The organism is Bacillus sp. GS3m_15504 (assembly GCF_055825275.1).
The window spans coordinates 43,854-70,604 of the sequence record NZ_JBVVNL010000004.1 but is presented as its reverse complement, the minus strand read 5'-3'; the positions used below and the strand labels follow the sequence as shown (position 1 = coordinate 70,604).

Here is a 26,751-nt window from a genome sequence, read left to right as displayed (position 1 = left end):
GTTATATAATAACCTTCGTGCAGTCGGCCTTGATTTTCTTACGGAGAAAATCAAATGATAAAAGAGTAGAGGAGTGGTACTTTGTTTCAGACGATAAAAAATGACTGGTTTTCCAATGTAAAAGGGGACGTGTTATCAGGGATTGTCGTTGCTTTAGCATTAATTCCGGAAGCGATCGCTTTCTCCGTTATTGCAGGCGTGGATCCGACCGTTGGATTATACGCAGCCTTTTGTATTGCAGTTACCATTTCATTTGTTGGCGGAAGAACTGGGATGATTTCAGCTGCAACAGGTGCAATGGCATTATTAATGGTAACGCTCGTTAAAGATCACGGTTTACAATATTTATTTGCTACAACAATATTAACAGGTATTGTCCAAATTATTTTTGGCGTGTTCAAACTGAGCTCATTTATGAAGTTTGTTCCGAAATCAGTTATGAGTGGATTTTTAAATGCACTTGGGATTTTAGTTTTTACAGCACAATTGCCGCAGTTTAAAAATGCAACTTGGCAAATGTACGCGCTTGTCGCATTAGGACTTGCAATTATATATTTATTTCCACGTATTACGACAGCTGTACCGTCCACACTTATTGCAATTATCATCGTGACAAGTATTGCACTTATGAGTGGATTACAATTAAAAACAGTAGGGGATATGGGAAGCCTGCCGAAAGAATTACCGTTCTTTAGTATTCCAGACGTGCCTTTTACACTTGAGACGTTAGGGATTATTTTACCGTACGCAGTTATGCTTGCAATTATCGGTTTATTAGAGTCATTATTAACAGCTTCAGTTTTAGATGATATGACGCATACGGAAAGTAATAAGCATAAGGAAGCACGCGGTCAAGGTATTGCAAATATTGTCGCTGGTTTCTTCGGAGGTATGGCAGGATGTGCAATGATTGGCCAATCTGTTATTAATATTAAATCAGGTGGACGAGGTCGCTTATCGACGTTTGTAGCGGGCGGATTTTTAATCGTATTACTATTCGTTTTAGGTGATTATGTTGTTCATATTCCGATGGCAGCTTTAGTTGCAGTTATGATTATGGTTTCAATCGGAACATTTGATTGGAACTCTGTAGCAACGATTCATAAAGTACCAAAAGGGAATGCATTCGTTATGATTGTAACAGTAGTGGTCGTTCTTATTACTCACAATTTAGGATTAGGTGTAGTCATTGGTACAGTAATTAGTGCTGTGTTATTTGCATTCAATATGGCAAAGATTCACGTGAAACATTTATATATTGAAAATAAGAAAATATACGAAATTCACGGTCAACTTTTCTTTGCATCTACAGCAGATTTTATAAATGCTTTTTCATTTAATGAAGATGTGAAAGAAATTGAGATGAACTTTACTCATGCACATGTATGGGATGATTCAGCAGTGGCATCAATTGATAAAGTTATTATGAAGTATGAACAAAGTGGTGTGAAAGTAAGTATAACAGGATTAAATGAACGTAGTGCAAAACTTGTTACAAATTTAGCTACTTATAATAAAAGAATTGCTAGTTAGAAGCCTCCTTTTTAGGAGGCTTTATTATATAATACGAGTAGGATAACGAAAAGGGGATTCAGCATATGTATAAACAAATTATATTAGCATGTGATGGTTCTGAACATGCACTTCGAGCGGCAGAGCACGCGACACATATTGCAAAATTTAACGAAGAAACAAATGTTGAAGTGGTGTACGTTGTAGATAATAGAACAGCAAAGTCAGATATTATACAAGGTCAAACAGATTTAGAAACAGTATCAGCTAGTCGAAAAGATAAATTAAAAGAGATTGAAGGTTTATTAAAGAAAGAGAATATTTCTTATAAAATTACGATATTACATGGCGATCCAGGAGATACAATTGTTCAATATGTAAATACAGGAGATATAGATCTTGTTATTGCGGGGAGTAGAGGGCTAAATACATTACAAGAAATGGTGCTTGGTAGTGTGAGTCATAAAATAGCAAAGCGTGTGAAATGTCCGGTGATGATTATTAAATAAATTGAGTGAGATATTCTGTAGTGTAAGCAGGGCCTTGATATAATTCAAGGTCTTTTTTGACGTATAAAAGGGGAGAGTGTGGACATAATAGATACATAAGTTTTAGAAAATATTAACTTACAAATTTGTAAGTTTGTTGTTAGGAAAATCGATGTTATGACAATTATTCCATTGGTAAAATAAAAGTATCGAAGGGGAGAGAGGGAGGATGAAAAAGATGAAAGCACTTCAAGATTTATCATATAGCCAAGGTGTCGGTCTTATTTGTTTAGGGGGATTTGCTGCATCTGTTACGTTAGCTGTTGTAATAAAGATAATTCATCAAATCTTTTAATCTTAGAGTCGGGAAGGAATTGGTTGTTATAAATAGTAAGAGAAGAACTATAAATAAAAAATAGCTCCTGGCAATGAGATACATGCCAGGAGCTATTTTATTATTTCTCTGTTTCTGCTTTATCGCTTGTTACGCTAACTTTACCCCATTTATATTGATCTTCTGGTGTATATTTATAATCTTTTACGCGATTATTTACACCTTTTAAGTCAAATTTATAATGAAGTGGAATTAATGGCACTTCATCATGAATTAATTTTTGCCATTTATCGTATACATCTTTACGGTACTTTTCATTAGCAGCTTCTGGAGAAATACCTTGTTTTAATAATTCTGTGTTTTTGTCAGTAGCCCAACGTGGGTAATTGAATGCTGCATCTTTAGCCCAAATACCAGAAGGGTCTGGGTCAGATCCAGTTCCCCAAGCTGCTGCGAAAAGATCAACTTTTGGATCATCTTTTTTAATCATATCGTAGAATGAGTTAAATTCATGTAAGCGACCATCAAGAAGCTCTACTTTTAGGCCGATGTCTTTCCAAGATTGAATAAAGAATTTTGCAAGTGGTTCACTTACATCGCTACCACTCATTGATAAGAAATTAGCTTTAAACTCTTTACCATTCGGATCTTCACGGAATCCATCTCCGTTCGTATCTTTATAGCCCGCTTCATCTAATAACTTTTTAGCTTTCTCTACATCTTTATCATAGGAACCCGCTTTATTGTTATGATATTTTGGTAGGGATGGTGGGATTGGTGAGTTAGCCGGATAACGTAGGCCGTGATATAATTTTTCACCAATTTCTTTTCGATCGATAGCATACGCCATTGCTTGACGTACACGAACATCTTTAAATTTCTCTTTATCCATTACTACTTCTTCTTTTTCTTTATCCATATGGCCTAATTTAAAACCGATATAACTATAGTATAAATCAGTTTTACCGACTAATTGCGCATTTTTTAATTTACTTACATTTGGATACTGATCTGCACTTACTTCAGCAATGTCAATATCACCATTTTTTAAGGACGCGTTAACAACGGACGGGTTAACAACTTTTAAAACCATGCTTTTCAGTTTTGGTTTTCCACCATAATAATCATCAAAACGTTCAAATTCAACAGCTTCACCTGGCGTAATTTTCTTCACTTTAAAAGGTCCGAAACCAATTGGATTTTTACGGATTTTATCAGATTCTGCTAATTTATCGATTGGTACATCTCCTAAGTATTTCTTATGAAGAGGGTATGTCCAAAGCCCAGTTTTCACTGAAGGGTTTGGTGTTTTAAACGTAATCGAAATTGTTTTTGGATCAGTTACCTTTATACCTGAAATTTTTTCGGCTTTTCCATTATGGTAATCTTCCATACCTTCAATCATTTGCATTTGAGTGTCATAGCGAGAACCGGCATATTGTTTGTTACCAATCACTAGATAAGAGTATTCTAAATCCTCAGCAGTAACAGGGTTTCCATCATGCCACTTTACATTATCTTTAATTTTTAGCGTAATTGTTTTTTTATCTTTAGAAATTTCATATGTAGCAGCGCCATCATTCGTGTATTCCCAGTTTTCGTCATTTGATAATAGAGATTCATCGAAAATTGTAATGACTTGGTTATCAGGATCCCCTTCATATACAGCGAAATTTAAAAGTCCTTCAAATGGTGTGTTAGAAACAAGACCATATGTTAATGAACCATCTTTAATTTCTTTTTTATCATTTTTAACAGATGCACTAAATTTATTTGTATCTACTTTTTTTGTGCTGCTCGTTTTTTCACTACCACCACTGCCCCCACATGCTGAAAGTAGTAATGTTGAAACCGCAAGTGTACTTAATACTTTGAAAAACTTTGGCTTATTTATCATTTCTTCCACCCCTTATCCTTTTCTTTGTCTTGCGTCGGCCGAACGACGTAGCGCCTGACCAATAAAATTTATACACAGCATCAATGTTAAAATCATGATTGATGCGGGTAACCAAATCCACCATTTCTCTTGTAATACATCTGGATTTCTAGCATAACTAACAAGTGTACCAAGGCTTGGTGTACTCTCTGGTAGGCCAAAACCTAAGAAAGTTAAACCAGATTCAATACCGATGTTTCCAGCAAGATTTAATGTAACGCTAACAATGATAATTGAACTTAAGTTAGGTAGTACTTGGAAAAGAATGATTTTCCAGTTTGGTGTTCCTAAAGTTTTAGATGCAGAGACATAATCTAGTTCTTTTTCAGTTAATACTTTTGAGCGAATTAATCTGGCCTTTCCGGTCCATAAGAACACGCTCATAATTAAAATGAAAGTGAAAATATTGAATGTAGGAACAAGTGTAATAAATACAATTACAAGCATTAAAAATGGTAAAACCATAACAAAGTCGATAATGCGCATAATGATATTATCAATAGTTCCTCCAAAATATCCGGCAATTAATCCAATTGAAAGACCAATTAAACAAGAAAGGACAGTAATTGCTAATCCAATTGTAAATGAGTTACGCGTACCAATAATAAGTTGACCGAAAATATCGCGTCCTCCGTAATCTGTTCCTAACCAATGTTCAGCAGAGGGAGGAGCATAAATAGCGAATAAATCAACTCGTACAATATCTTCTTGTTTCATAATAAAAGATGTTGCGTAGACTGCTAGTAATAAGATTGCTAGGAAAACAAGTGAAAACATTGCCAATTTATCTTTACGAAGTTCTCGCCACATAATAGAGAAACCAGAAGGGCTTTTTTCGTAATGAATAACTTCCGTTTGTTTTTCAGGGTTTGCTAACATAACGTCATCTCCTTTCTTTAATCAATACGAATACGTGGATCGACGATGCTTAGAATAATATCTGAAAGGAGAGTTCCAAGTAACGTTGCAAATCCAGTAAACATAACGAGTGCAGTTATTACACTAAAATCACGTTGAGAGATAGATTGTATAAATAGTTGTCCAATTCCTGGATAGCTAAAAATACTTTCTAAAAAGATGGCACCTCCAACTAATCCCGTAATTTCATAGCCTAAGAAGGCTGCAATTGGTAAGAATGAATTTCGTAAAATATGTCTAGAATAGATTTTTGATTCTGGAACACCTTTTGCTCTTACTGTACGCACAAAATCTTTATGTTTCGTATCAATAATTTCGCTTCGTAAATATTGAACAGTACCAACTGTTGCAATTAATGCCCCGGATAAAGCTGGTAGTAGCATGTGATTCAATTTGCTTAAATAGTAAGCAAATGTACCTGTTGCAACTTGAGGATCTACGCTACCGCCGGTTGGGAATATTGCAAACTTAAATCCGAATAGGAAGAGCATAACGAGTGCAAATATAAATAGTGGTGTAGCAAAACCTAGATAGTTGTAAATGGTAATGAGTCGATCAGCCCATGTATCATTCCACCGCCCACTTATAACTCCCAGTGGTATGGCAATTAAATAAGTAAGAATAAGAATAACAAGTGCTAAAGATACTGTATTTCCAAGTCGTTCTCCAATTAATTCGGTTACTTTCATTTTATGTGCATAGGAGATACCAAAGTCACCTTGCACTGCATTTTTAATCCAGCGAACATATTGTGTTGTAACTGGGTCATTTAATCCAAGCTTTTCACGTTGTTCTTCAATTACTTTTGGATCCGCTTTTGGATTTATTGCTCTACCGGTTAAGGCATCGCCTGGCATTGCCTTAGCTAATAGAAAGACAAGTATACTTAACACGAATAATTGCGGGATCATCACTAAAAATCTCCGTAATATAAACTTCCACATGTTTTATCACTCCCTTATGGTAATGCCACCCGGTGCGTTGGCGAGATTGGTTTTAAATCATAAGCCCGACCGTTTTCATTGAAATAATTTTCGTATGATTTCTCGTATTCAGAGCTTACTTGTTGACGGAGCTTACGCTGTCTCTCTCTGTTTTCAGGACGAATATCAGGAATTGCTGATATTAGGCGCTTCGTATAAATGTGTTGTGGATTACTATAAATTTCTGCACTAGTTGCTTCTTCGACGATGCGCCCGCGATACATAACACCGATACGGTCACACATATGACGAATTACACCTAAATCATGACTAATGAATAAGTATGTTAGTCCGAGCTCAGCTTGTAAATCTTGCAAAAAGTTTAATACTTGTGCCTGTACAGAGACGTCAAGCGCAGATACTGGCTCATCCGCAATAATAAGCTTCGGCTTTAAAGTAAGAGCGCGTGCAATACCAATCCGCTGCCTTTGACCACCGGAAAATTCATGTGGATATTTATAAATAGACTCTGGATTTAGACCAACTTTATCGAGATATTCTTGAACTGCTCTCCGTTCTTCATCAGGCGAGAGCTTTTCAAAATTTCGAAGAGGCTCAGCAATAATGTCGAGAACACGTTTCTTCGGATTTAATGATGAATATGGGTCTTGGAAAATCATTTGAATATCTTTTCGTTGTTCACGTAACTCAGAGCGACTTAACTTTGTTAAATCTCTATTATTAAAATGAATGCTACCCTCCGTTGCTTTCGTTAAATGCATAATTGCTTTACCCGTTGTTGATTTACCACTTCCTGATTCACCAACAATCCCGTATGTTTCACCCGGTTGTAATTCAAAACTTACACCATCTACAGCGCGTACGTAATCTAATGTGCGCCCGAAGAAACCACCTTTAATTGGAAAGTGTACTTTTAAATCTTCTACTTTAAGCAGTGCCATGAGTTACGTCATCTCCTTTCTTATCTTGGAAGTTAAAATGCTTGTAGCAAGTACAACGTACCCAATGGTCTGGTTTTACTTCATGTAAAATGGGATTTTCTTCATGTTGATCAGGTCTAATCCACGGAATTCGTGCTTGGAATCGACAGCCTGTGCGAGGTAACTTAGCTAATGTCGGTACAACACCTTGAATAACATGTAATTTTTCCTTTTCAGCATACGCAGATGGAATGGAGTTTAATAGAGAACGAGTATATGGGTGAAGAGGGTTGTTAAAAATCTCTTCAACTTTTCCTGTTTCTACAACTTGTCCAGCGTACATAACGACGATACGATCGGCTGTTTCTGCGACAACACTTAAATCGTGAGTAATTAAAATGATGCCCATTTTCGTTTGTTCTTGAATAGATTTTAGTAAGTCTAAAATTTGTGCTTGGATAGTTACATCAAGAGCCGTTGTTGGCTCATCTGCAATAATAAGTGCTGGGTTACAAGCAATTGCAATTGCGATAACAATTCTTTGTCTCATTCCGCCAGATAATTCGTGTGGGTATTGTTTATATGTAAGTTCTGGTTTTGGAATACCAACTTGATGAAGTAGCTCTAAGGTGCGTTCTTTCTTTTCAACTTTTGAAAGGCTTGTGTGGTAGTCTAAATTTTCTTCGATTTGTTTTCCAACTGTCATAAGAGGATCGAGTGCTGTAAGAGGTTCTTGGAAAATCATGCCGATGTTTGATCCGCGTACTTTATTCATCTCTGCGGCTGACATCGTTAGTAAATCCTTATCTCTATAGTTAAGCTGCCCTTGTAATTTTGTATTTGCTTCATTATGCAGTCGCATAATGGAAAGGGCAAGTGCACTTTTTCCGCAACCTGATTCACCGACTATCGCGACAATTTCATTTTCATGGACAGTTAACGAAACATCATCAACTGCGGCATGATATTGATCTTGTATACGAAAGGAAGTCTGTAAGTTTTCAATGCGAAGAAGTGGATTCTTCATGGCTATCCCTCCATCTTTTCTGAAAAGACTAAATATTTTGTATGTTGTTGTTATTTTAATATAAATTGACAATGTTTGACAAGCATAAGTTGAGAAAATATTCAAAAATCTTTTTATATAGAGATTGGATGCATGTATATAAGTAGTTGGAGTGTTTTGAAAACGCTAACATATATAAGAGAGGGAAATAAATCTTTTGTAAGAAAAAAGTATTATATGTAGAAAAAAGAGAGGCGTTCTCGAAAGAACAGCCTCTCTTTTTTTGATAAGAATAATATTAGTGCTTAAGCTTGCTTTTGTTTTACTGACCCTGTCTTTAAAGTAAGAGCAAGGAAGAACATTGCAAGTACACAAGATGCAAGTAATAAGATGAATCCCCCATCCCATCCGAATGCATCGACGATAAAGCCCATAGCGGCACTAGCGAAAGCTGCTCCGCCTAAGTAACCGAAGAAGCCAGTTAATCCAGCTGCAGTTCCAGCCGCTTTCTTTGGTGCTAAGTCAAGAGCGTGTAGACCAATTAACATAACAGGTCCGTAAATTAAAAATCCAATTGCAACAAGTGCGATACTATCAACCATTGGATTACCAGGAGGGTTTAGCCAGTACACAAGAACGGCGATAAATACACCAACCATAAATAAAATACCAGCAGGTGCGCGGCGTCCTTTAAATAGTTTATCACTCATCCAGCCGCAAAGAAGTGTACCTGGAATACCAGCCCATTCATATAGAGCATAAGCTGTACGTGAACTACTATGAGTAAAGCTTTTTTCTTCTACTAAATAAGTAGGAGCCCAGTCTACAACACCGTAACGTACGAAATATACGAAAACGTTCGCAATCGCGATGTACCATAAAAATTTATTGTTTAGTACGTATTTAAATAAAATTTCCTTTGCTGAAAGTTCACGTTCACGATCTTTTATCTTCTCATCTGGTGGATATTCTCCAGTATGTTCTTCAATAGAAGGTAATCCACAAGATTGAGGTGTATCTTTCATCGTAATTAATACATAAACACCAACTAAAATTGAAAGAATACCTGGGAAGTAAAAAATACTCTTCCAGTCATTCGCAAAGAAGTATAAGCCTAATGTTACAAGAGAAGGCATAAGCGCTCCGCCGACGTTATGAGCGACGTTCCAAATAGACATTTTTGTACCACGTTCACTAATAGAGAACCAGTGAACCATTGTACGACCACAAGGAGGCCATCCCATACCTTGTACCCATCCATTTAAAAACTGAAGTACAAACATAAGTATAATACTCGTTGTAATGAAAGAAAATGAGCCGAAAATAATATTAATGATACCTGATAAAAATAGCCCAGCTGCTAAAAAGTAGCGAGGATTACAACGATCGGATACGATACCCATAAGAAATTTACTTAATCCGTAAGCGATAGAAACTGCTGAAAGGATAACCCCAAGTTCCCCTTTACTAAAGCCTTGTTCAATTAAGTATGGCATTGCTAGTGAAAAGTTTTTTCGAACAAAGTAATAACCTGCATAGCCGATGAAGATACCTAAGAATACTTGTAAACGTAGTTTACGGTATTCACTGTCAACGCGGTCAGCTGGTAAGCGTTCCGCGTGGGGCGCAGGTTTAAAGAATTGTGTAAAAAACATAAAATGAAAATCCTCCCCAAATTAATTCGAAGTGTCGTAAGTCAGAGAGAATATAAAAAGGCCATGAAATATAAAAAAGTTTCCTTTTTTATGATTCATAGCCGTGTACTCCGATTCTCCGTGACTGTCAATATTAACTTCGTCGAAAATTATACAACTTTGTGACAAAAATGTAAACGTTTTTATAAATAAAAAGTGTTGACGGATTTTATTCGTCGGATTAATATTTAAATAGGTTAAATATTTTATTGTTTAAATAAGAGGTGGATAACATGCCAAATGATATGACGCATATCGATAAAATTCAAGCTCTTGCCTTTTCGATTGGAAAGAAAATGCAGACAGAGTTATTAGAACAAATGCAAGCAACAGGACTTACACCACCGCAGTTTTATATTTTAAAGATTTTAGATCATTATGGAGCTTCAAGGGCGACAAAATTAGCAAAAAAGATGTATGTAAAGCCTAGTGCAATTACAGTGATGATCGATCGCCTAATTGACCAAGAGCTTGTAGAGCGCTATCACGACAAAGATGACCGCCGCGTTGTCATCATTGAGTTAACAAAAAAGGGGAAAGCCAGGGTAGAAGAGGCAATGGTCGCTCGTAATGAGCACATTGCAAAATATTTCTCACATTTAGAATTACAAGAAAGAGAAGATTTGTTACGCCTCTTTGAGAAGCTCGAAACAATTATTTGCGGGACACAAGAGAAAAAGGAGAATAACTAAGAGGAATTGAGGAGATTACATGGAGCAACAAGAAAATATAAATAGAAAGTTGTTGTTAATCGGTTTAATCATTGCCATGCTATTTGCTGCATTAGATGGAACAATCGTTGGTACAGCAATGCCGCGTATCGTCGGTGAACTAGGTGGATTAAGCTTAATGACGTGGTTAACAACAGCCTATATGTTAACATCAACAACAGTTGTACCAATTGCAGGTAAATTAGCGGATTTACTTGGCCGTCGTAACGTATATATAACAGGGCTAGTTATCTTTATGGTTGGCTCAGCTTTATGTGGTATGGCAAATGGTATGACAGAATTAATTATTTTCCGTGGTATTCAAGGTCTTGGTGGCGGTATTATGATGCCGATGGCTATGATTATTATCGGAGATATGTTCACGGGGAAAGAACGTGCGAAATGGCAAGGTATTTTTGGTGCGTTATACGGTCTTGCTTCTGTAATTGGGCCACAAGTTGGTGGCTGGATTGTAGACGCAGTAAACTGGAGATGGGTATTCTACATTAACTTACCAGTTGGTATTTTAGCAACAATCTTTATTGCAATGGGATTAAAATCACATAAACAAACAGGACCAATTAAAATTGATATCGCTGGAATCTTCACGATGATTCTCGGTGTTGTCAGTTTATTACTTGCATTAACGTTTGGCGGGAAAGATTACGCATGGGATTCTTGGCAAATTATCGGGTTATTTGCATTAGCTCTAATTGGTATTGTTAGCTTTGTTATCGTTGAAACGAAAGCAGAAGAACCAATTTTACCGATGCATTTCTTTAAAAATCGTACATTTACATTACTAAATGCGATTGGATTCTTTATGAGTATCGGAATGTTCGGTGCGATTATGTTCGTACCATTCTTCATGCAAGGAATTGTAGGAGTAAGTGCTGCTGAATCAGGTACAATTATGACGCCAATGATGATTACTATGATTGTGATGAGTATTATCGGCGGGCAACTTGTATTAAAAGTTGGTGTGAAACCACAAATTATTACAGGAATGCTTATAATGGCTGGAGGATTCTGGTTATTAACAACGATGGATATGCACACAACTAAATTGACTGCTACTTCTTATATGATGGTTATCGGTTTAGGAATGGGTCTTGTAATGCCGACATTAACGTTAGCGTTACAAGAAAGCTTCCCGAAAAAAGATCTTGGTGTCGTAACATCATCAAGTCAGTTCTTCCGTCAAATCGGTGGAACATTTGGTATTACAATTTTAGGATCAATTATGAATAACACTTCAGGTACAACATTAACAAAAAATTTAGTACCTGTATTAGATACGTTCCCGAAAGAAGCGGGACAAATGGTAACGAAATTTAAAGATATGATTCATACGGACCCACAAGGTTTATATTCAATGCTATTTAGCCCAGAGGCATTAAAACAAATGCCAGAAGCATTCGCTAACAGCATTGTACCAATTTTGAAAAACTCTTTAGTAGACTCTCTTCATACTGTATTCTTAACAGGATTAGTATTCATTGTAGTGGGTGCTATCTTTACGATTTTCTTACAGAAGATTAAACTGTCAGATCGTAAAAAGGATGCTGAAGAGCCAGCTGCAGAGGAAAAAGAACAAACTGTATCATATTCGTAATGAAAAAGCATCGCCTTATGGCGATGCTTTTTTGAGTATAACCTTAAAAGCTTTTTCTTGAGAAATGATTGACGTATTTCTAGAAATACGTTATATTATTTTCTGTAAACGGTTACATGAAACGGAGAGAGAAGAGAATGAGTACGATTAAAGACGTTGCAAAATTAGCGGGAGTATCTGTTGCGACCGTTTCCAGAGTGTTAAATAAAAATGGATATGTTCATGAAGATACGTTAAAGAAAGTAGAACGAGCGATTGAGATGCTAGACTATAAGCCTAGTACAGTAGCGCGTTCACTGTATAATAAAAAATCTCGTTTAATTGGCTTAGTTGTTCCAAATATCGTGAATCCATTCTTTCCAGAAGTTGCACGTGCCGTAGAAGATGTAGCGCATAAGCAAGGGTATACAGTTGTACTTTGTAACTCTGATGAAAGTTTAGAGAAAGAAAAGCAATATATTGATGTACTTAGGCAAAATAATGTAGATGGATTTATTGTAGCGACAAATCCACAAAATAGTGTGAATTACATGAACTTGTCAGTACCAGTCGTTGCAATTGACCGTATGTTTAATGAGCGTATACCTGCTGTGTATGCAGATAACTATGCGGGAAGTCAGGCAGCGACAAAGTTATTAATAGATAAAGGCTGTAAACGTATTGCGCATATTCGTGGACCGCGTGACGTAAGTACAGCTAATGAACGTTTTGAAGGCTTTGTAGACGTTATTACGCAAAATAATCTTTCTTATATGATTGCAGAGAGTACATTTGATCCAGCTAATAGTGAGCGTGTAGCGGTGGAACTATTAGAAGAATACCCGCATATTGATGGAATTGTTGCTGGGAATGATTTAATTGCAATAGGTATCGTAAAGGCTGCGCTTCAAAAGGGGATTTCTATTCCGGATGATTTACAAATTATCGGATTTGATGGGATTTCTTTAACAGAGATGATGTATCCATCTATTACAACTGTTGCGCAGCCAATTTATGAAATGGGGAAAGTTGCAACAGAACTGTTGTTAGAGCAGATGGAAGGAAACGTATTAGAAGAGAAACACTATCGTTTACCGATTGAAATTATAGAACGAAATACAACGAAGTAAGGAGATGAAATAGATGCCAAATATTGCAGTAGTAGGTAGTATTTCAATGGACTTAGTGGCCGTTTCAAAAAAACGTCCGAAAGCAGGGGAAACAGTAATTGGTGAAGCATTTCATACAATTCCAGGAGGGAAAGGAGCTAACCAGGCGGTTGCTGCAGCTAGATTAGGCGCAAATGTAGCGATGGTTGGAGCAGTAGGAGACGATAATTATGGAACTGTAGTGAAGAAAAATTTAGAGAACGAAAGCGTTTTTATCGACTATGTGGTACCGGTTACAGATGCGGCGACAGGAATTGCTCATATCGTTTTAGCAGAAGAAGATAACAGTATTGTTGTCGTGCAAGGGGCGAATGCTCTTGTAAATGAGTCGGTTGTAAATCGTTCAAAAGATCTTCTTATAAAAGCTGATATGGTTGTGCTTCAACTAGAGATTCCGCTTGAAACAGTAAAATATGTATTGGCTATTTGTGAGGAACACAAAATCCCGGTTATGTTAAATCCAGCACCGGCACAAGTGTTATCAGAAGATATTTTAGAAAAGGCAACTTATATTACACCAAATGAACATGAGTGCCGCATCGTATTAGATGATTTCACATCGCCAATTGAAGATTTACTGGCTAAATATCCGAATAAACTATTGATGACAGAAGGTTCTAACGGTGTACGTTTCCATAATGGTACGGAGATTGTACATGTTCCTAGCATTGCTGTTGATGTAGTAGATACGACTGGAGCTGGTGATACATTTAATGGTGCATTAGCAGTTGCGCTTTCTGAAGGAGAAACACTTCAAAAAGCAATTCGTTTTGCGAATATTGCTGGTGGTCTTTCTGTAACGAAGCTTGGGGCGCAAGGCGGTATGCCAACGAGAGATAGAGTACGTGAAGTGCAGGTGATTGTCGGGTGAAAAAGCACGGCGTATTAAACAGTGAGATTGCAGCAGTGCTTGCTTCACTTGGGCATACGGATACGATTGTAATCGCTGATTGCGGTTTACCAATTCCTGACGGAGTAAAGAGAATTGATCTAGCTGTTGAAATAGGAAAACCTAGCTTTTTAGATGTATTGCAAGTGGTAGCGGATGATATGGCAATTGAAAAAGTGACGTTAGCAGAAGAAGTCATTAACAACAATGCGGAAGTAAATAAAGAAATCGAGCTAAAATTAATAGAACCAGCGTTTGAATATGTATGTCATGAACAATTTAAAGAGCATACAAAGAAAGCGAAAGCTATTATTCGTACAGGTGAGGCTACGCCTTATGCCAATGTAATTTTACATGCAGGCGTGATTTTTTAATAAAGGGAAGTGATGGGAATGCGTATTGAAATGAAAAATATTTCAAAGGCGTTCAATGGCAATCCTGTTTTGAAGAATGCACAGTTTATGATTGAAACAGGAGAAGTCCATGCATTGATGGGGGAAAATGGAGCGGGTAAATCAACGCTCATGAAGATTTTAACAGGTGTATACAAAAGAGATGGTGGAACGATCACGATTGATGGACAAGAACGAACTTTTAAAAATGCGAAAGAAGCTGAAGAGTACGGTATTGCATTTATACATCAAGAATTGAACATATTACCGAACTTAACAGTAGCTGAAAATATGTTTCTCGGTAAAGAGTTAATGTATGGAAAGACAGGTATTTTACGTACGCGTCAAATGAACGCGATTGCGCAGCAGCAACTAGCAGAGTTAGGATTACATGTAAAAGGCGCTATGTTGGCAGGAGAGTTATCGGTTGGACAACAGCAAATTATCGAAATTGCGAAAGCACTAATGACAAACGCGAGCGTTATTATTATGGATGAACCTACAGCTGCATTAACAGATCGTGAAATTGAAACGTTGTTTACCGTCATTAATAAATTACGTAAAGAAGGTGTTTCGTTCGTTTATATCTCACACCGAATGGAAGAAATCTTTTCAATATGCGATGCCATTACGATTTTACGTGATGGGGAATACGTCGGAAAGAGATCCATTCAGGAAACATCGTTTGATGAGGTAGTGAGTATGATGGTGGGGCGCAGCATTGGTGAACGTTACCCAGAACGAAATAGTCAAATTGGCGATGTTATTTTTGAAATGCGTAATGGAACGAAAAAAGGGAAGTTTGAAAATGTTTCGTTTCAAGTTAGAAAAGGTGAAATCCTTGGTGTAGCTGGCTTGATGGGAGCTGGCCGCACAGATATTATGAAAGCAATATTTGGATACGAACCTTTAGATTCTGGCCAAATTTTTATAAATGGGCAAGAAGTAAAGATTGATAGTCCGATAGATGCGATTAGACAAAGAATCGCATTCATTACAGAGGATAGAAAATCTGAAGGATTAGTGCTAGATTTCTCAATTCGAGAAAATTTAGCCTTACCGAATTTAGAAAGTCTTTCAAAGGGAAGCGTCTTAAGTAACGAACTAGAACAACAGTTTACAGCGGACATGATGAAACTTCTTAATGTGAAAGCATCTAGTGGAGAGCAAGCTGTGAAATCTCTTTCTGGTGGAAATCAGCAAAAGGTTGTTATTGCAAAATGGTTAGGTATTCACCCGCAATTACTCATTTTAGATGAGCCAACAAGGGGTGTTGATGTTGGAGCGAAAAAAGAAATTTACTCTATTATGAATAAGCTTACCGAAGAAGGAGATGCCGTTATTATGGTATCATCTGAACTTCCAGAAGTTTTAGGGATGAGTGATCGCGTTCTTGTTATTCATGAAGGAAAAGTCGGCGGCATTTTAGAGAAAGATGAGGCATCGCAAGAGTCTATTATGGCACTAGCTACAGGGGGAGAGTAAGGATGGCTAAGAAGGGGAATGTATTACAACAACTTGGGTCTTTAATTGGACTAGCGCTAATTATTGTAGTAATTACGGCTTTAAATCCAGCGTTTATTGAAATTCCAAATTTATTTAATATACTGCGTCAAGTATCGATTAATGCGCTTATTGCATTCGGAATGACCTTTGTAATTTTAACAGGGGGTATTGACTTATCGGTCGGTTCTATTTTAGCATTATCAAGTGCACTTGTTGCTGGAATGATGGCAAGTGGCATGGACCCGTTCCTTGCGATGGCAGTTGGATTATTAGCTGGTCTTGTAATGGGAATTGTAAACGGTATCATCATAGCGAAGGGAAAAGTAGCTCCGTTTATTGCGACTTTAGCAACAATGACTATTTTTCGCGGGTTGACGCTTGTTTATATGGACGGACGTCCGATCACTGGTCTTGGTGATCATTTAATGTTCCAAATGTTTGGCCGCGGTTATTTTCTCGGTATTCCAGTACCAGCTGTTACAATGATGATCGCTTTCGCAGTACTGTACTTCATTTTGAAGAAAACGACATTTGGTCGCCGTACATTTGCAATTGGTGGAAATGAAGAAGCAGCAGCATTATCAGGTATTAATGTTACGAGAATTAAAGTAATGATTTACGGTCTTTCCGGAATTTTGGCAGCGCTTGCAGGTATTGTCTTAACATCACGACTAGATTCTGCACAGCCGACTGCAGGTACTTCTTATGAATTAGATGCAATTGCAGCAGTTGTATTAGGTGGAACAAGTCTTTCTGGGGGAAGAGGATGGATTGTTGGTACATTCATCGGTGTACTTATTATCGGTGTACTAAATAACGGTTTAAATTTATTAGGTGTATCTTCTTTCTTCCAACAAGTTGTAAAAGGACTTGTAATCTTACTAGCTGTATTAATTGATCGTCGAAAAGAAGCGTAATGGAGGGACAGTTTATGAAGAAATGGTTACTTATACTCGTTGCATGTATGATGGTCATTACTGCTGGTTGTTCAATGGAACCACCAGAATGGGCAAAGGATTCTAGCGATAAAGGTCGAAATAAAACTATTAAAGTTGGATTCTCTGTTTCAACTTTAAACAATCCATTTTTTGTAACTTTGAAAAAAGGGGCAGAAAAGAAAGCGAAAGAAAGCGGCATTGAATTGATTGCTGTTGATGCACAAAATGATGCAGCAAAGCAAACAAATGATGTTGAAGATTTAATTCAAAAAGGTGTCGATGTAGTTGTTATTAATCCAACCGATTCAGATGCTGTTGCTTCAGCAGTAAGTGCGGCAAATGCAGCGAATGTCCCTATTATTACAGTAGACCGCGTTGCGAATTCAGGTAAAGTTGTTTCTCACATTGCCTCTAATAATATTGAAGGTGGTCAAATGGCTAGTGATTACATTCGTGAATTAGTCGGCGAAGGAGCAAACGTTGCTGAATTAGAAGGAATCCCTGGATCCTCTGCTGCTCGCGAGCGCGGGAAAGGATTCCATAACGTAGCTGATAAGTCTTTAAAAGTAGTTGCAAAACAAGCAGCTGATTTTGATAGAGCGAAAGGATTATCTGTTATGGAAAATATTTTGCAAGCAAATGGTGATATTAAAGCCGTGTTTGCGCATAACGACGAGATGGCATTAGGTGCACTTGAAGCATTGAAGTCTGCTGGAAAAACAGATGTAGTCGTTGTTGGATTTGATGCAACAGAAGATGCTGTGAAAGCGGTTAATGATGGGCGCATGGCTGCAACTGTTGCTCAAAAACCGGAATTAATCGGAGAGAAGGCGATGCAAACAGCAAAAGAGATCACGCAAGGTAAAAAAGTGGACAAATCTATTCCGATTGAATTAGAGCTTATTAAGAAAAATAAATAAATATAAAAATGAAAATTAGGAAGGAAGAATAACAAATGAAATTCTTTATTGATACAGCAAACATTAACGAAATTAAAGAGGCAAATGCATTAGGCGTATTAGCTGGAGTAACGACAAATCCATCACTTGTAGCAAAAGAAGGCGTAGATTTCCACGAGCGCATTCGTGAAATTTGCAACGTTGTAGAAGGACCTGTAAGTGCAGAAGTAATTAGCTTAGAAGCAGATAAAATGATCGAAGAAGGAAAAGAATTAGCGAAGATTGCTCCAAACGTTGTTGTAAAAGTTCCAATGACAACAGAAGGTTTAAAAGCAGTAAAAGCGTTCTCTGACTTAGGAATTCGTACAAACGTTACATTGGTGTTCTCAGCAGTTCAAGCATTACTTGCAGCTCGTGCTGGTGCAACATACGTTTCACCATTCTTAGGTCGCTTAGATGATATCGGTCATAACGGTATGGACTTAATTCGCCAAATCGCAGAAATCTTTGCAATTCATGGCATCGAAACAGAAATTATCGCAGCATCTGTACGTCACAGTGTTCACGTAACTGACGCAGCGTTAAATGGTGCACATATTGCAACAATCCCAGCAAACGTAATTGCTTCATTAGTGAAGCACCCATTAACAGATCAAGGAATTGAGAAATTCTTAGCTGATTGGGAAAAAACACAAGAGAAATAATAGAAAATCAAGAATCCTAGTTTAAGTGACTAGGATTCTTTTTTTTATTTAAAAGAATTTTCATGCAATTTTGCATATTGTCTTTTAAATTTGTTATATAAACTATTTAATATATACAAATCACTCTTTATTTTTCATATTTTGATATAGACAGATAGAGAGTCTGACCAGAAAACTGGAGGGCATGATTCTATAACAGAAGGCTTAATGGTTATAGAATTATGCCTTTTTATATAGGGAGGGCAGAAAGTAGAGCTTTTGATTTAAATGCACTTATTTATCTGAATTTTAAGTTTTATAAAAGGAGAGACATAGAATGAGAAGAAAAGCGCCACTTAAAGTGTTATCGTCATTAGCAATTGCGGCAATTATCGGATGTACATCTGTAATGAGTGCTCCATTAGCGTATGCAGAAACGCCAGCAAAAGAGAAAGAAAATGTGTCTACAACACCAATTGATTACAATTTAATTCAAGAAGATCGTCTAGCGGAAGCGCTGAAAGAAAGAGGAACAATTAATCCAGCATCTTCTAAAGAAGAGACGAAAAAGGCTGTAGAGAAATATATTGAAAAGAAACAAGGGGATCAGGCAAATAAAGAAATTCTTCCAGCTGATACTGCTAAAGAGGCATCTGATTTCGTGAAAAAAGTAAAAGAGAAAAAAATGGAAGAAAAGGAGAAAGTAAAGAAACCTGAAAAAAATGTTAGCCCTGAGCAAAAGCCTGAACCAAATAAAAAACAATTGAATGGACAAGTTCCAACATCTAAAGCAAAGCAAGCGCCATATAAGGGGTCTGTTCGAACGGATAAAGTATTAGTATTACTCGTTGAATTTAGTGATTATAAACATAATAATATCGATCAAACACCAGGGTATATGTATTCGAATGACTTTAGTAGAGAGCATTATCAAAAGATGTTATTTGGTAATGAGCCGTACACATTATTTGATGGTTCAAAAGTAAAAACGTTTAAACAATATTATGAAGAGCAGTCTGGCGGTAGTTATACGACTGATGGATATGTAACAGAATGGTTAACTGTTCCAGGAAAAGCATCTGACTACGGTGCTGATGGTAGCAGTGGTCATGATAACAAAGGTCCAAAAGGCGCACGTGATTTAGTGAAAGAAGCTTTATATGCAGCTGCTGAGAAAGGTTTAGATTTATCTCAATTTGATCAGTTTGATAGATATGATACAAATAGTGATGGAAATCAAAATGAACCTGACGGTGTAATTGATCATTTAATGGTAATCCATGCTGGTGTTGGTCAAGAAGCTGGTGGAGGTAAATTAGGGGATGATGCCATTTGGTCACATCGTTCAAAATTAGCAATAGATCCAGTAGCAATTGAAGGGACAAAATCAAAGGTAGATTACTTTGGTGGCAAAGTAGCAGCACATGATTACACAATTGAACCAGAAGATGGAGCAGTAGGTGTATTTGCGCATGAATTTGGACATGATCTTGGCTTACCAGATGAATATGATACGAAATATACTGGAACTGGTTCACCTGTCGAAGCTTGGTCATTAATGAGTGGAGGTAGTTGGACAGGGAAAATTGCAGGAACAGAGCCAACTAGTTTTTCACCACAAAATAAAGATTTCTTACAAAAGAATATGGGGGGCAATTGGGCAAAAATTTTAGAAGTAGATTACGATAAAATTAAGCGTGGTGTAGGAGTTCCTACATATATTGATCAAAGTGTTACGAAATCAAATCGTCCAGGCGTTGTACGTGTTAACTTACCAGGCAAAAGTGTTGAAACGATTAAACCGGAGTTTGGAAAGCATGCATATTATAGTACAAGAGGCGATGATATGCATACAATATTAGAAACACCGTTCTTTGATTTAACAAAAGGAACAAATGCAAAGTTTGATTATAAAGCAAATTATGAGTTAGAAGCAGAGTGCGATTTTGTTGAAGTTCACGCAGTAACAGAAGATGGAACGAAAACATTAATTGATAGACTTGGAGAAAAAGTAGTCCAAGGAGATAAAGATACAACAGATGGAAAATGGATTGATAAATCATATGATTTAAGTCAATTTAAAGGAAAAAAAGTGAAACTGCAATTCGATTATATTACAGATCCAGCTGTAACATATAAAGGTTTCGCGATGGATCATGTAAATGTAACTGTTGATGGACAAGTAGTATTTTCTGATGATGCAGAAGGACAGTCTAAAATGAATTTAAATGGTTTTGTTGTTTCTGATGGGACAGAGAAAAAAGCTCATTATTACTACTTAGAGTGGAGAAACTATGCAGGATCAGATAATGGATTAAAAGCAGGAAAAGGTCCAGTGTATAATACAGGTCTTGTCGTTTGGTATGCAGATGATAGCTTTAAAGATAACTGGGTTGGGGTGCATCCAGGTGAAGGATTCCTTGGGGTTGTAGACTCTCATCCAGAAGCATTTGTTGGCAATTTAAACGGAAAACCAACTTACGGTAACACAGGTATGCAAATTGCAGACGCTGCATTTTCATTTGATCAAACACCAGCATGGAGTGTAAATTCATTAACACGTGGACAGTTTAACTATTCTGGATTACAAGGTGTTACAACTTTTGATGATTCAAAAGTATATAGTAACAACCAAATTGCAGACGCAGGAAGAAAAGTTCCGAACCTTGGACTTAAATTCCAAGTTGTTGGACAGGCAGATGATAAATCAGCAGGCGCTGTTTGGATTAAACGTTAATAACAGAAAAGCACATTCTTCATATGAAGAGTGTGCTTTTTAAATTGTACAGTAAGTTATTATTTTAGCTTATGTAATACAAGTGTCTGTTCATATGTAGTGTATCAAATTATGTAGGGAAAGGAAATATTTCCGAGGAAATTGTCGAAGTATTGTTGGTATTGATACACTTTTTTTGTAAAAGAAGAAATGTAGTATTGTCTTTATACATAAGTTTATTTACAGTATTACTTGGTTATATGCAAAAGTAATATATATTAGGCGAAAAAAAGACAATGATGGAGTTATCCCATCATTGTCTTTTTTACTTTGCTTTTTGCTTTACTTTTTACTTTGCTTCTTACATAAATCATTCCAGCAAATGTTAATAAGAATGCAGTTCCAATAACGAAGCTGACGCTAGGGGATGCCCCGATTGCTCCAACTGTAAAGGATCCAGCAACAACTCCTAATGAGAAGAAAGCATAAAACAATCCGAATGCTTTTCCGCGTTTATCATCTGTCGTATTTTCAACAAGTAATGCATTTATCGATGGGAAAAGGATAGCGAATCCAATGCCATAAATCATCATAACGATAAAGAGCATGCCTTTTGTTGCGAATAATCCAAGTAAAGATAATGCTAATGCCATTACTGCAATACCAATTAACATTAGTTTTGAACGATTAAATCGATCGTAAATACGATTTGTCGGTAGTAAGAAGAAGAGGATAGCGGTAATGCCGAATACACTTAACATCATGCCTGTTGTAGATGCTTTAAGTGCCAATGCCTCAACTTTCACTGGTAACATATACGTGACAATTCCTTGTGAAAACATGAGTGTGAAAGCACCAATATACGCCTGTAATAACGGTTCTGATTTCAATAGTTCAAACATATCTTCTTTGTTCATCATTTGTGTTCTTGAAGTATCTTTTCTTGATACGTTATTTGGTAAGAAGAATAGAGATACGATTGTACCAAGAACCATTAAAATAGAAATGGTAATGAACACCCACTCTATACCAGCAGTTGCTTTCATAATACCGCTAAAAGCAGGTCCTACAATTGCCGCGGTTCCAACAGCAGCACCAGATAGAGCCATTGCCTTACCTTGTCTTGCTGCATTTGTTTGTTTTGATAAAAACGTAAAGGCAGCGGGAATTAAAAATCCGTCACTAAAGCCATGCATAAAGCGCACAACTAATAGTTGTTCACCACTTTGAACAACAGTGTATAACAAGACTATGAAACTCGTAAGTCCCATGCTTATATAAAGTATTTTTTTTGCACCAAATTTATCGACAGCAGCGCCAGCAATAATATTACCGATCATATTAGCGAATGAGTACATGCCGACAACTAGCCCAATAATAAGAGGGGATCCTCCAAGACTTTGAGCGAACGTACTCATAATAGGTAATTGTGAAAATGTATCTAGAAACGCTACGATAACAATAAAGTAAATAAAATATTTCAAGCGATATTCACCTCTCCTATGCTATTATGGCATAATGCGAATTTCAACCGCAATGAAATTCGCATTAACAGATGTGGAAAAAAGTACAAAGTGACAAAATATTGAACGTTATTTGTTAAAATTTAGTGGAAATGAGATTGTTTTTTTGAAATATATGGATAGAAGTATTATAATAGATTTGTAAACTTCACCAGGTTAAGTATATACATAGAGAGGGATGTATAAAATGAAAGCATTACTTTGGCATAATCAACGTGATGTAAGAGTAGAAGAAGTACCAGAACCAACTGTAAAACCAGGAGCAGTTAAGATTAAAGTTAAATGGTGTGGTATCTGCGGGACAGACTTGCATGAATATTTAGCAGGACCTATTTTTATTCCGACAGAAGAGCATCCATTAACACATGTAAAAGCACCGGTTATTTTAGGTCATGAGTTTAGCGGTGAGGTAGTTGAAATCGGTGAAGGCGTTACATCTCATAAAGTGGGAGACCGCGTCGTTGTAGAACCAATTTATTCTTGTGGTAAATGTGAAGCTTGTAAACATGGACATTACAATGTTTGTGAACAACTTGTTTTCCACGGTCTTGGCGGAGAAGGCGGCGGTTTCTCTGAATATACAGTAGTACCAGAAGATATGGTTCACCATATTCCAGATGAAATGACGTATGAACAAGGTGCTCTTGTAGAACCAGCAGCAGTAGCGGTTCATGCAGTACGTCAAAGTAAATTAAAAGAAGGGGAAGCAGTAGCAGTCTTTGGTTGTGGTCCAATTGGACTTCTTGTTATCCAAGCAGCTAAAGCAGCAGGAGCAACTCCTGTTATTGCAGTTGAACTTTCTAAAGAGCGTCAAGAGTTAGCAAAATTAGCAGGTGCGGATTACGTATTGAATCCAGCGACTCAAGATGTATTAGCTGAAATTCGCAACTTAACAAATGGTTTAGGTGTAAATGTAAGCTTTGAAGTAACTGGTGTTGAAGTAGTACTTCGTCAAGCAATTGAAAGCACAAGCTTTGAAGGACAAACTGTAATTGTTAGTGTATGGGAAAAAGACGCAACAATTACTCCAAATAATCTTGTACTAAAAGAAAAAGAAGTGGTTGGTATTTTAGGATACCGTCATATCTTCCCAGCTGTTATTAAATTAATTAGCTCTGGCCAAATTCAGGCAGAGAAATTAATTACGAAAAAAATCACAGTAGATCAAGTTGTTGAAGAAGGATTTGAAGCACTTGTAAAAGATAAAACACAAGTGAAAATTCTTGTTTCACCTAAATAATATAGAATAGTAAAAAGTAGCTCTTTTCTAGAAATAGAAGAGGGCTACTTTTTTTCTATACAGAAAGGTGATAGACTTTCCTGTAACTACAGGTATTTTGTTTGGAAGGGGAAGTCTAATGCTTTCATTTATGTTGACATTGAAAAGGATGCTAAAAGCTTGTTTACGAGCGTGGAAAGATAAAGAATTTCAAGTATTATTCGTATTAACATTTTTAACATTAACATCAGGTACGATTTTTTATAGTACAGTTGAAGGATTACGTCCTCTTGACGCTTTATATTTTAGTGTGGTCACGTTGACGACTGTCGGTGATGCTAATTTTAGCCCGCAAACTGATTTTGGAAAGATATTTACAATCTTATACATATTTATTGGGATTGGATTAGTGTTTGGATTTATTCATAAGTTGGCAGTTAATGTGCAATTGCCGAGTATATTATCGAATAGAAAAAAAGAGTAAAGCATGTGGATGCTTTACTCTTTTTTTACATTAGTTTAGATAAGCCTTAATAATAGTTTATTAAAATGAAAGTGTATTCATTCATTATATTCACTGTGTATAAAGTTATAATGATATGAAAATCTGCATATTTTAATTTAGTGATAGAAATTTCGTGAAAGGTGGGATATTCTAGTCATAGGTTAACCGGACGACATCATAGGATCCTAACAAAAAGTTTACAATAATTCGATTATAAAATGGAGGATTTCAGATGAAAAAGAAAGTACTTGCTTTAGCAGCAGCTATTACATTAGTAGCTCCTTTACAAAACGTTGCATTTGCTCATGAAAACGATGGGGGAAGTAAAATAAAAATAGTTCACCGCTGGTCTGCTGAAGATAAACATAAAGAAGGCGTAAATTCTCATTTATGGATTGTAAACCGTGCGATTGATATTATGTCTCGCAATACAACACTTGTAAAACAAGATCGAGTTGCACAATTAAATGAATGGCGTACAGAGTTAGAGAACGGTATTTATGCTGCTGACTATGAAAATCCTTATTATGATAATAGCACATTTGCTTCACATTTCTATGATCCAGACAATGGAAAAACATATATTCCATTTGCAAAGCAGGCAAAAGAAACCGGAGCTAAATATTTTAAATTAGCGGGTGAATCATACAAAAATAAAGATATGAAACAAGCATTCTTCTATTTAGGATTATCTCTTCATTATTTAGGAGATGTAAATCAACCGATGCATGCGGCAAACTTTACAAATCTTTCGTATCCACAAGGATTCCATTCTAAATATGAAAACTTTGTAGATACGATAAAAGATAATTATAAAGTAACGGATGGAAATGGATATTGGAATTGGAAAGGTACAAATCCAGAAGATTGGATCCATGGAGCGGCAGTAGTGGCGAAACAAGATTACTCTGGAATTGTAAATGATAATACGAAAGATTGGTTCGTAAAAGCAGCTGTGTCACAAGAATATGCAGATAAATGGCGTGCTGAAGTTACACCGATGACAGGTAAGCGATTAATGGATGCACAACGTGTTACTGCTGGATACATTCAGCTTTGGTTTGATACGTACGGAGATCGTTAAGGATTTAAAAAAGGTCAAATCTCACAATAGAGTATTTGACCTTTTTATTACTATACACATGGAGGTATAAAACGTGAAAGGTAAATTGCTAAAAGGTGTACTTAGCTTTGGGATTGGTTTAGGAGTTTTATACGGAGGATCCTCAGCTCAAGCAGATACGTCTACAGATCAAAACAATACTTTGAAAGTGATGACGCATAACGTGTACATGCTATCAACTAACTTATATCCGAATTGGGGACAAAGTGAGCGTGCTGATTTAATTGGGGCGGCAGATTATATTAAGAATCAAGACGTTGTTATATTAAATGAAGTGTTTGATAATAGTGCTTCAGATCGCCTTTTAGGAAATTTGAAGAAAGAATACCCAAATCAAACAGCTGTATTAGGTCGTAGCAACGGAAATGAATGGGATAAAACGTTAGGTAGCTATTCATCTGCAACTCCTGAAGATGGAGGCGTTGCAATCGTTAGCAAATGGCCGATCGTTGAAAAGGTTCAATATGTATTTGCAAACGGATGCGGACCAGATAATTTATCGAATAAAGGATTTGTATACACGAAAATTAAGAAAAATGATCGTTTCGTTCATGTAATTGGGACGCATTTGCAGGCTGAAGATAGTATGTGCGGAAAAACTTCACCTGCATCTGTACGTACAAACCAGTTAAAAGAAATTCAAGATTTTATTAAAAATAAAAATATACCAAATGACGAGTACGTCCTATTTGGTGGTGATATGAATGTGAATAAAATAAACGCTGAGAACAATAGTGAATCAGAGTACGCATCCATGTTCAAAACATTACATGCTTCTATTCCATCTTATACAGGACATACAGCAACTTGGGATGCAACGACAAACAGTATTGCAAAATATAATTTCCCTGATAGCCCTGCCGAGTATTTAGATTATATTATTGCAAGTAAGGACCATGCGAATCCGTCATTTATAGAGAATAAAGTATTACAACCGAAATCTCCACAGTGGACTGTTACATCATGGCTCAAAAAATATACATATAATGATTACTCTGATCATTATCCAGTCGAGGCGACTATTTCTATGAAGTAGTCTTAAAAAGTTTCTTCTTAATAGGAAGAAACTTTTTTATTTTGTAGAGGAAATTTCAACTTTCTTTCCAATATGTATAAGACATATTGAAAAGAGG

General features: G+C 36.6%; 24 protein-coding genes. 17 read left to right on the top strand and 7 right to left on the bottom strand.

What is annotated here, in order from left to right; all coding sequences use genetic code 11:
• The first annotated feature begins 81 nt into the window (after nt 1-81).
• The 3 genes from AC0L0O_RS24435 to AC0L0O_RS24425 all read left to right on the top strand — a co-directional run bounded on the left by AC0L0O_RS24435 (nt 82) and on the right by AC0L0O_RS24425 (nt 2,355).
• Nucleotides 82-1,533 carry a SulP family inorganic anion transporter gene (locus tag AC0L0O_RS24435; RefSeq protein WP_000487877.1) on the top strand — a complete coding sequence of 484 codons (1,452 nt, stop codon included), beginning with the start codon at nt 82-84 and terminating at the stop codon, nt 1,531-1,533.
• A 65-nt stretch (nt 1,534-1,598) separates the two neighbouring features.
• Entirely contained in the window at nt 1,599-2,021 is a 423-nt protein-coding gene (locus AC0L0O_RS24430) for a universal stress protein (RefSeq protein WP_000277989.1), read from the top strand.
• Between the two features lie 208 nt (nt 2,022-2,229).
• The gene (locus tag AC0L0O_RS24425) at nt 2,230-2,355 is read left to right on the top strand and encodes a DUF4027 family protein (protein WP_000738297.1); all 126 of its coding nucleotides are present in this window, start codon (nt 2,230-2,232) and stop codon (nt 2,353-2,355) included.
• Between the two features lie 100 nt (nt 2,356-2,455).
• Here the strand turns inward: AC0L0O_RS24425 and opp4A are convergent, their stop codons facing one another.
• The 6 genes from opp4A to glpT form a co-directional block, all read right to left on the bottom strand.
• Nucleotides 2,456-4,228 carry an oligopeptide ABC transporter substrate-binding protein gene (gene opp4A / locus AC0L0O_RS24420; protein ID WP_473786178.1) on the bottom strand — a complete coding sequence of 591 codons (1,773 nt, stop codon included), beginning with the start codon at nt 4,226-4,228 and terminating at the stop codon, nt 2,456-2,458.
• Between the two features lie 15 nt (nt 4,229-4,243).
• On the bottom strand, nt 4,244-5,149 hold the full coding sequence (locus AC0L0O_RS24415) for an ABC transporter permease (protein ID WP_000880737.1): 906 nt from the start codon (nt 5,147-5,149) through the stop codon (nt 4,244-4,246).
• Between the two features lie 17 nt (nt 5,150-5,166).
• The gene (opp4B, locus tag AC0L0O_RS24410) at nt 5,167-6,132 is read right to left on the bottom strand and encodes an oligopeptide ABC transporter permease (protein WP_042987798.1); all 966 of its coding nucleotides are present in this window, start codon (nt 6,130-6,132) and stop codon (nt 5,167-5,169) included.
• A gap of 14 nt (nt 6,133-6,146) precedes the next feature.
• Nucleotides 6,147-7,073: an ABC transporter ATP-binding protein gene (locus AC0L0O_RS24405; protein WP_001196373.1), complete on the bottom strand. Its 927-nt coding sequence runs from the start codon at nt 7,071-7,073 to the stop codon at nt 6,147-6,149.
• Complete coding sequence (locus tag AC0L0O_RS24400) at nt 7,060-8,079, bottom strand: ABC transporter ATP-binding protein (protein WP_000795376.1); 1,020 nt, start codon at nt 8,077-8,079, stop codon at nt 7,060-7,062. The genes AC0L0O_RS24405 and AC0L0O_RS24400 overlap by 14 nt, the downstream gene beginning before the upstream one ends.
• A 284-nt stretch (nt 8,080-8,363) precedes the next feature.
• Nucleotides 8,364-9,713 (bottom strand): glycerol-3-phosphate transporter, encoded by a 1,350-nt coding sequence (glpT, locus tag AC0L0O_RS24395; protein ID WP_000466375.1) that lies wholly within the window; start codon nt 9,711-9,713, stop codon nt 8,364-8,366.
• A 272-nt stretch (nt 9,714-9,985) separates the two neighbouring features.
• Here glpT and AC0L0O_RS24390 point away from each other — a divergent pair, with 272 nt between their 5' ends.
• From AC0L0O_RS24390 to inhA2, 10 genes are all read left to right on the top strand, one after another.
• On the top strand, nt 9,986-10,444 hold the full coding sequence (locus tag AC0L0O_RS24390) for a MarR family winged helix-turn-helix transcriptional regulator (protein ID WP_001132360.1): 459 nt from the start codon (nt 9,986-9,988) through the stop codon (nt 10,442-10,444).
• A 19-nt stretch (nt 10,445-10,463) separates the two neighbouring features.
• Complete coding sequence (locus AC0L0O_RS24385; RefSeq protein ID WP_000437634.1) at nt 10,464-12,077, top strand: MDR family MFS transporter; 1,614 nt, start codon at nt 10,464-10,466, stop codon at nt 12,075-12,077.
• Nucleotides 12,078-12,193: 116 nt separating this feature from the next.
• The gene (rbsR, locus tag AC0L0O_RS24380) at nt 12,194-13,186 is read left to right on the top strand and encodes a ribose operon transcriptional repressor RbsR (protein WP_003287021.1); all 993 of its coding nucleotides are present in this window, start codon (nt 12,194-12,196) and stop codon (nt 13,184-13,186) included.
• Between the two features lie 13 nt (nt 13,187-13,199).
• The gene (gene rbsK / locus AC0L0O_RS24375) at nt 13,200-14,096 is read left to right on the top strand and encodes a ribokinase (RefSeq protein ID WP_001132849.1); all 897 of its coding nucleotides are present in this window, start codon (nt 13,200-13,202) and stop codon (nt 14,094-14,096) included.
• On the top strand, nt 14,093-14,488 hold the full coding sequence (gene rbsD / locus AC0L0O_RS24370) for a D-ribose pyranase (RefSeq protein ID WP_000716140.1): 396 nt from the start codon (nt 14,093-14,095) through the stop codon (nt 14,486-14,488). Before rbsK ends, rbsD begins: the two co-directional genes overlap by 4 nt.
• Before the next feature lie 18 nt (nt 14,489-14,506).
• Nucleotides 14,507-15,991, top strand: a complete 1,485-nt coding sequence (gene rbsA / locus AC0L0O_RS24365) for a ribose ABC transporter ATP-binding protein RbsA (RefSeq protein WP_473786167.1) — start codon at nt 14,507-14,509, stop codon at nt 15,989-15,991.
• Between the two features lie 2 nt (nt 15,992-15,993).
• A complete protein-coding gene (locus AC0L0O_RS24360; protein WP_001074633.1) occupies nt 15,994-16,929 on the top strand; it encodes an ABC transporter permease subunit in 936 nt (311 codons plus the stop codon).
• A gap of 14 nt (nt 16,930-16,943) precedes the next feature.
• Nucleotides 16,944-17,870, top strand: a complete 927-nt coding sequence (gene rbsB, locus AC0L0O_RS24355) for a ribose ABC transporter substrate-binding protein RbsB (protein ID WP_072192712.1) — start codon at nt 16,944-16,946, stop codon at nt 17,868-17,870.
• A gap of 35 nt (nt 17,871-17,905) precedes the next feature.
• Nucleotides 17,906-18,553, top strand: coding sequence for a fructose-6-phosphate aldolase (gene fsa, locus AC0L0O_RS24350; protein ID WP_000667661.1), 648 nt, complete (start codon nt 17,906-17,908; stop codon nt 18,551-18,553).
• Nucleotides 18,554-18,869: 316 nt separating this feature from the next.
• On the top strand, nt 18,870-21,269 hold the full coding sequence (gene inhA2, locus AC0L0O_RS24345) for a M6 family metalloprotease immune inhibitor InhA2 (RefSeq protein ID WP_473786166.1): 2,400 nt from the start codon (nt 18,870-18,872) through the stop codon (nt 21,267-21,269).
• A gap of 284 nt (nt 21,270-21,553) precedes the next feature.
• Here inhA2 and AC0L0O_RS24340 read toward each other — a convergent pair whose 3' ends face one another.
• Complete coding sequence (locus tag AC0L0O_RS24340) at nt 21,554-22,732, bottom strand: MFS transporter (protein ID WP_000873242.1); 1,179 nt, start codon at nt 22,730-22,732, stop codon at nt 21,554-21,556.
• A 226-nt stretch (nt 22,733-22,958) separates the two neighbouring features.
• Between AC0L0O_RS24340 and bdhA the strand changes: the two genes are divergently transcribed.
• The 4 genes from bdhA (at nt 22,959) to sph (ending at nt 26,654) form a co-directional block, all read left to right on the top strand.
• Nucleotides 22,959-24,011 (top strand): (R,R)-butanediol dehydrogenase, encoded by a 1,053-nt coding sequence (bdhA, locus tag AC0L0O_RS24335; protein ID WP_000645822.1) that lies wholly within the window; start codon nt 22,959-22,961, stop codon nt 24,009-24,011.
• A 118-nt stretch (nt 24,012-24,129) separates the two neighbouring features.
• Nucleotides 24,130-24,474 carry a potassium channel family protein gene (locus AC0L0O_RS24330; protein WP_000948234.1) on the top strand — a complete coding sequence of 115 codons (345 nt, stop codon included), beginning with the start codon at nt 24,130-24,132 and terminating at the stop codon, nt 24,472-24,474.
• A 253-nt stretch (nt 24,475-24,727) separates the two neighbouring features.
• A complete protein-coding gene (cerA, locus tag AC0L0O_RS24325) occupies nt 24,728-25,579 on the top strand; it encodes a phospholipase CerA (protein ID WP_000730994.1) in 852 nt (283 codons plus the stop codon).
• A 73-nt stretch (nt 25,580-25,652) separates the two neighbouring features.
• On the top strand, nt 25,653-26,654 hold the full coding sequence (gene sph, locus AC0L0O_RS24320; protein ID WP_473786165.1) for a sphingomyelinase C: 1,002 nt from the start codon (nt 25,653-25,655) through the stop codon (nt 26,652-26,654).
• Nucleotides 26,655-26,751: the final 97 nt, after the last annotated feature.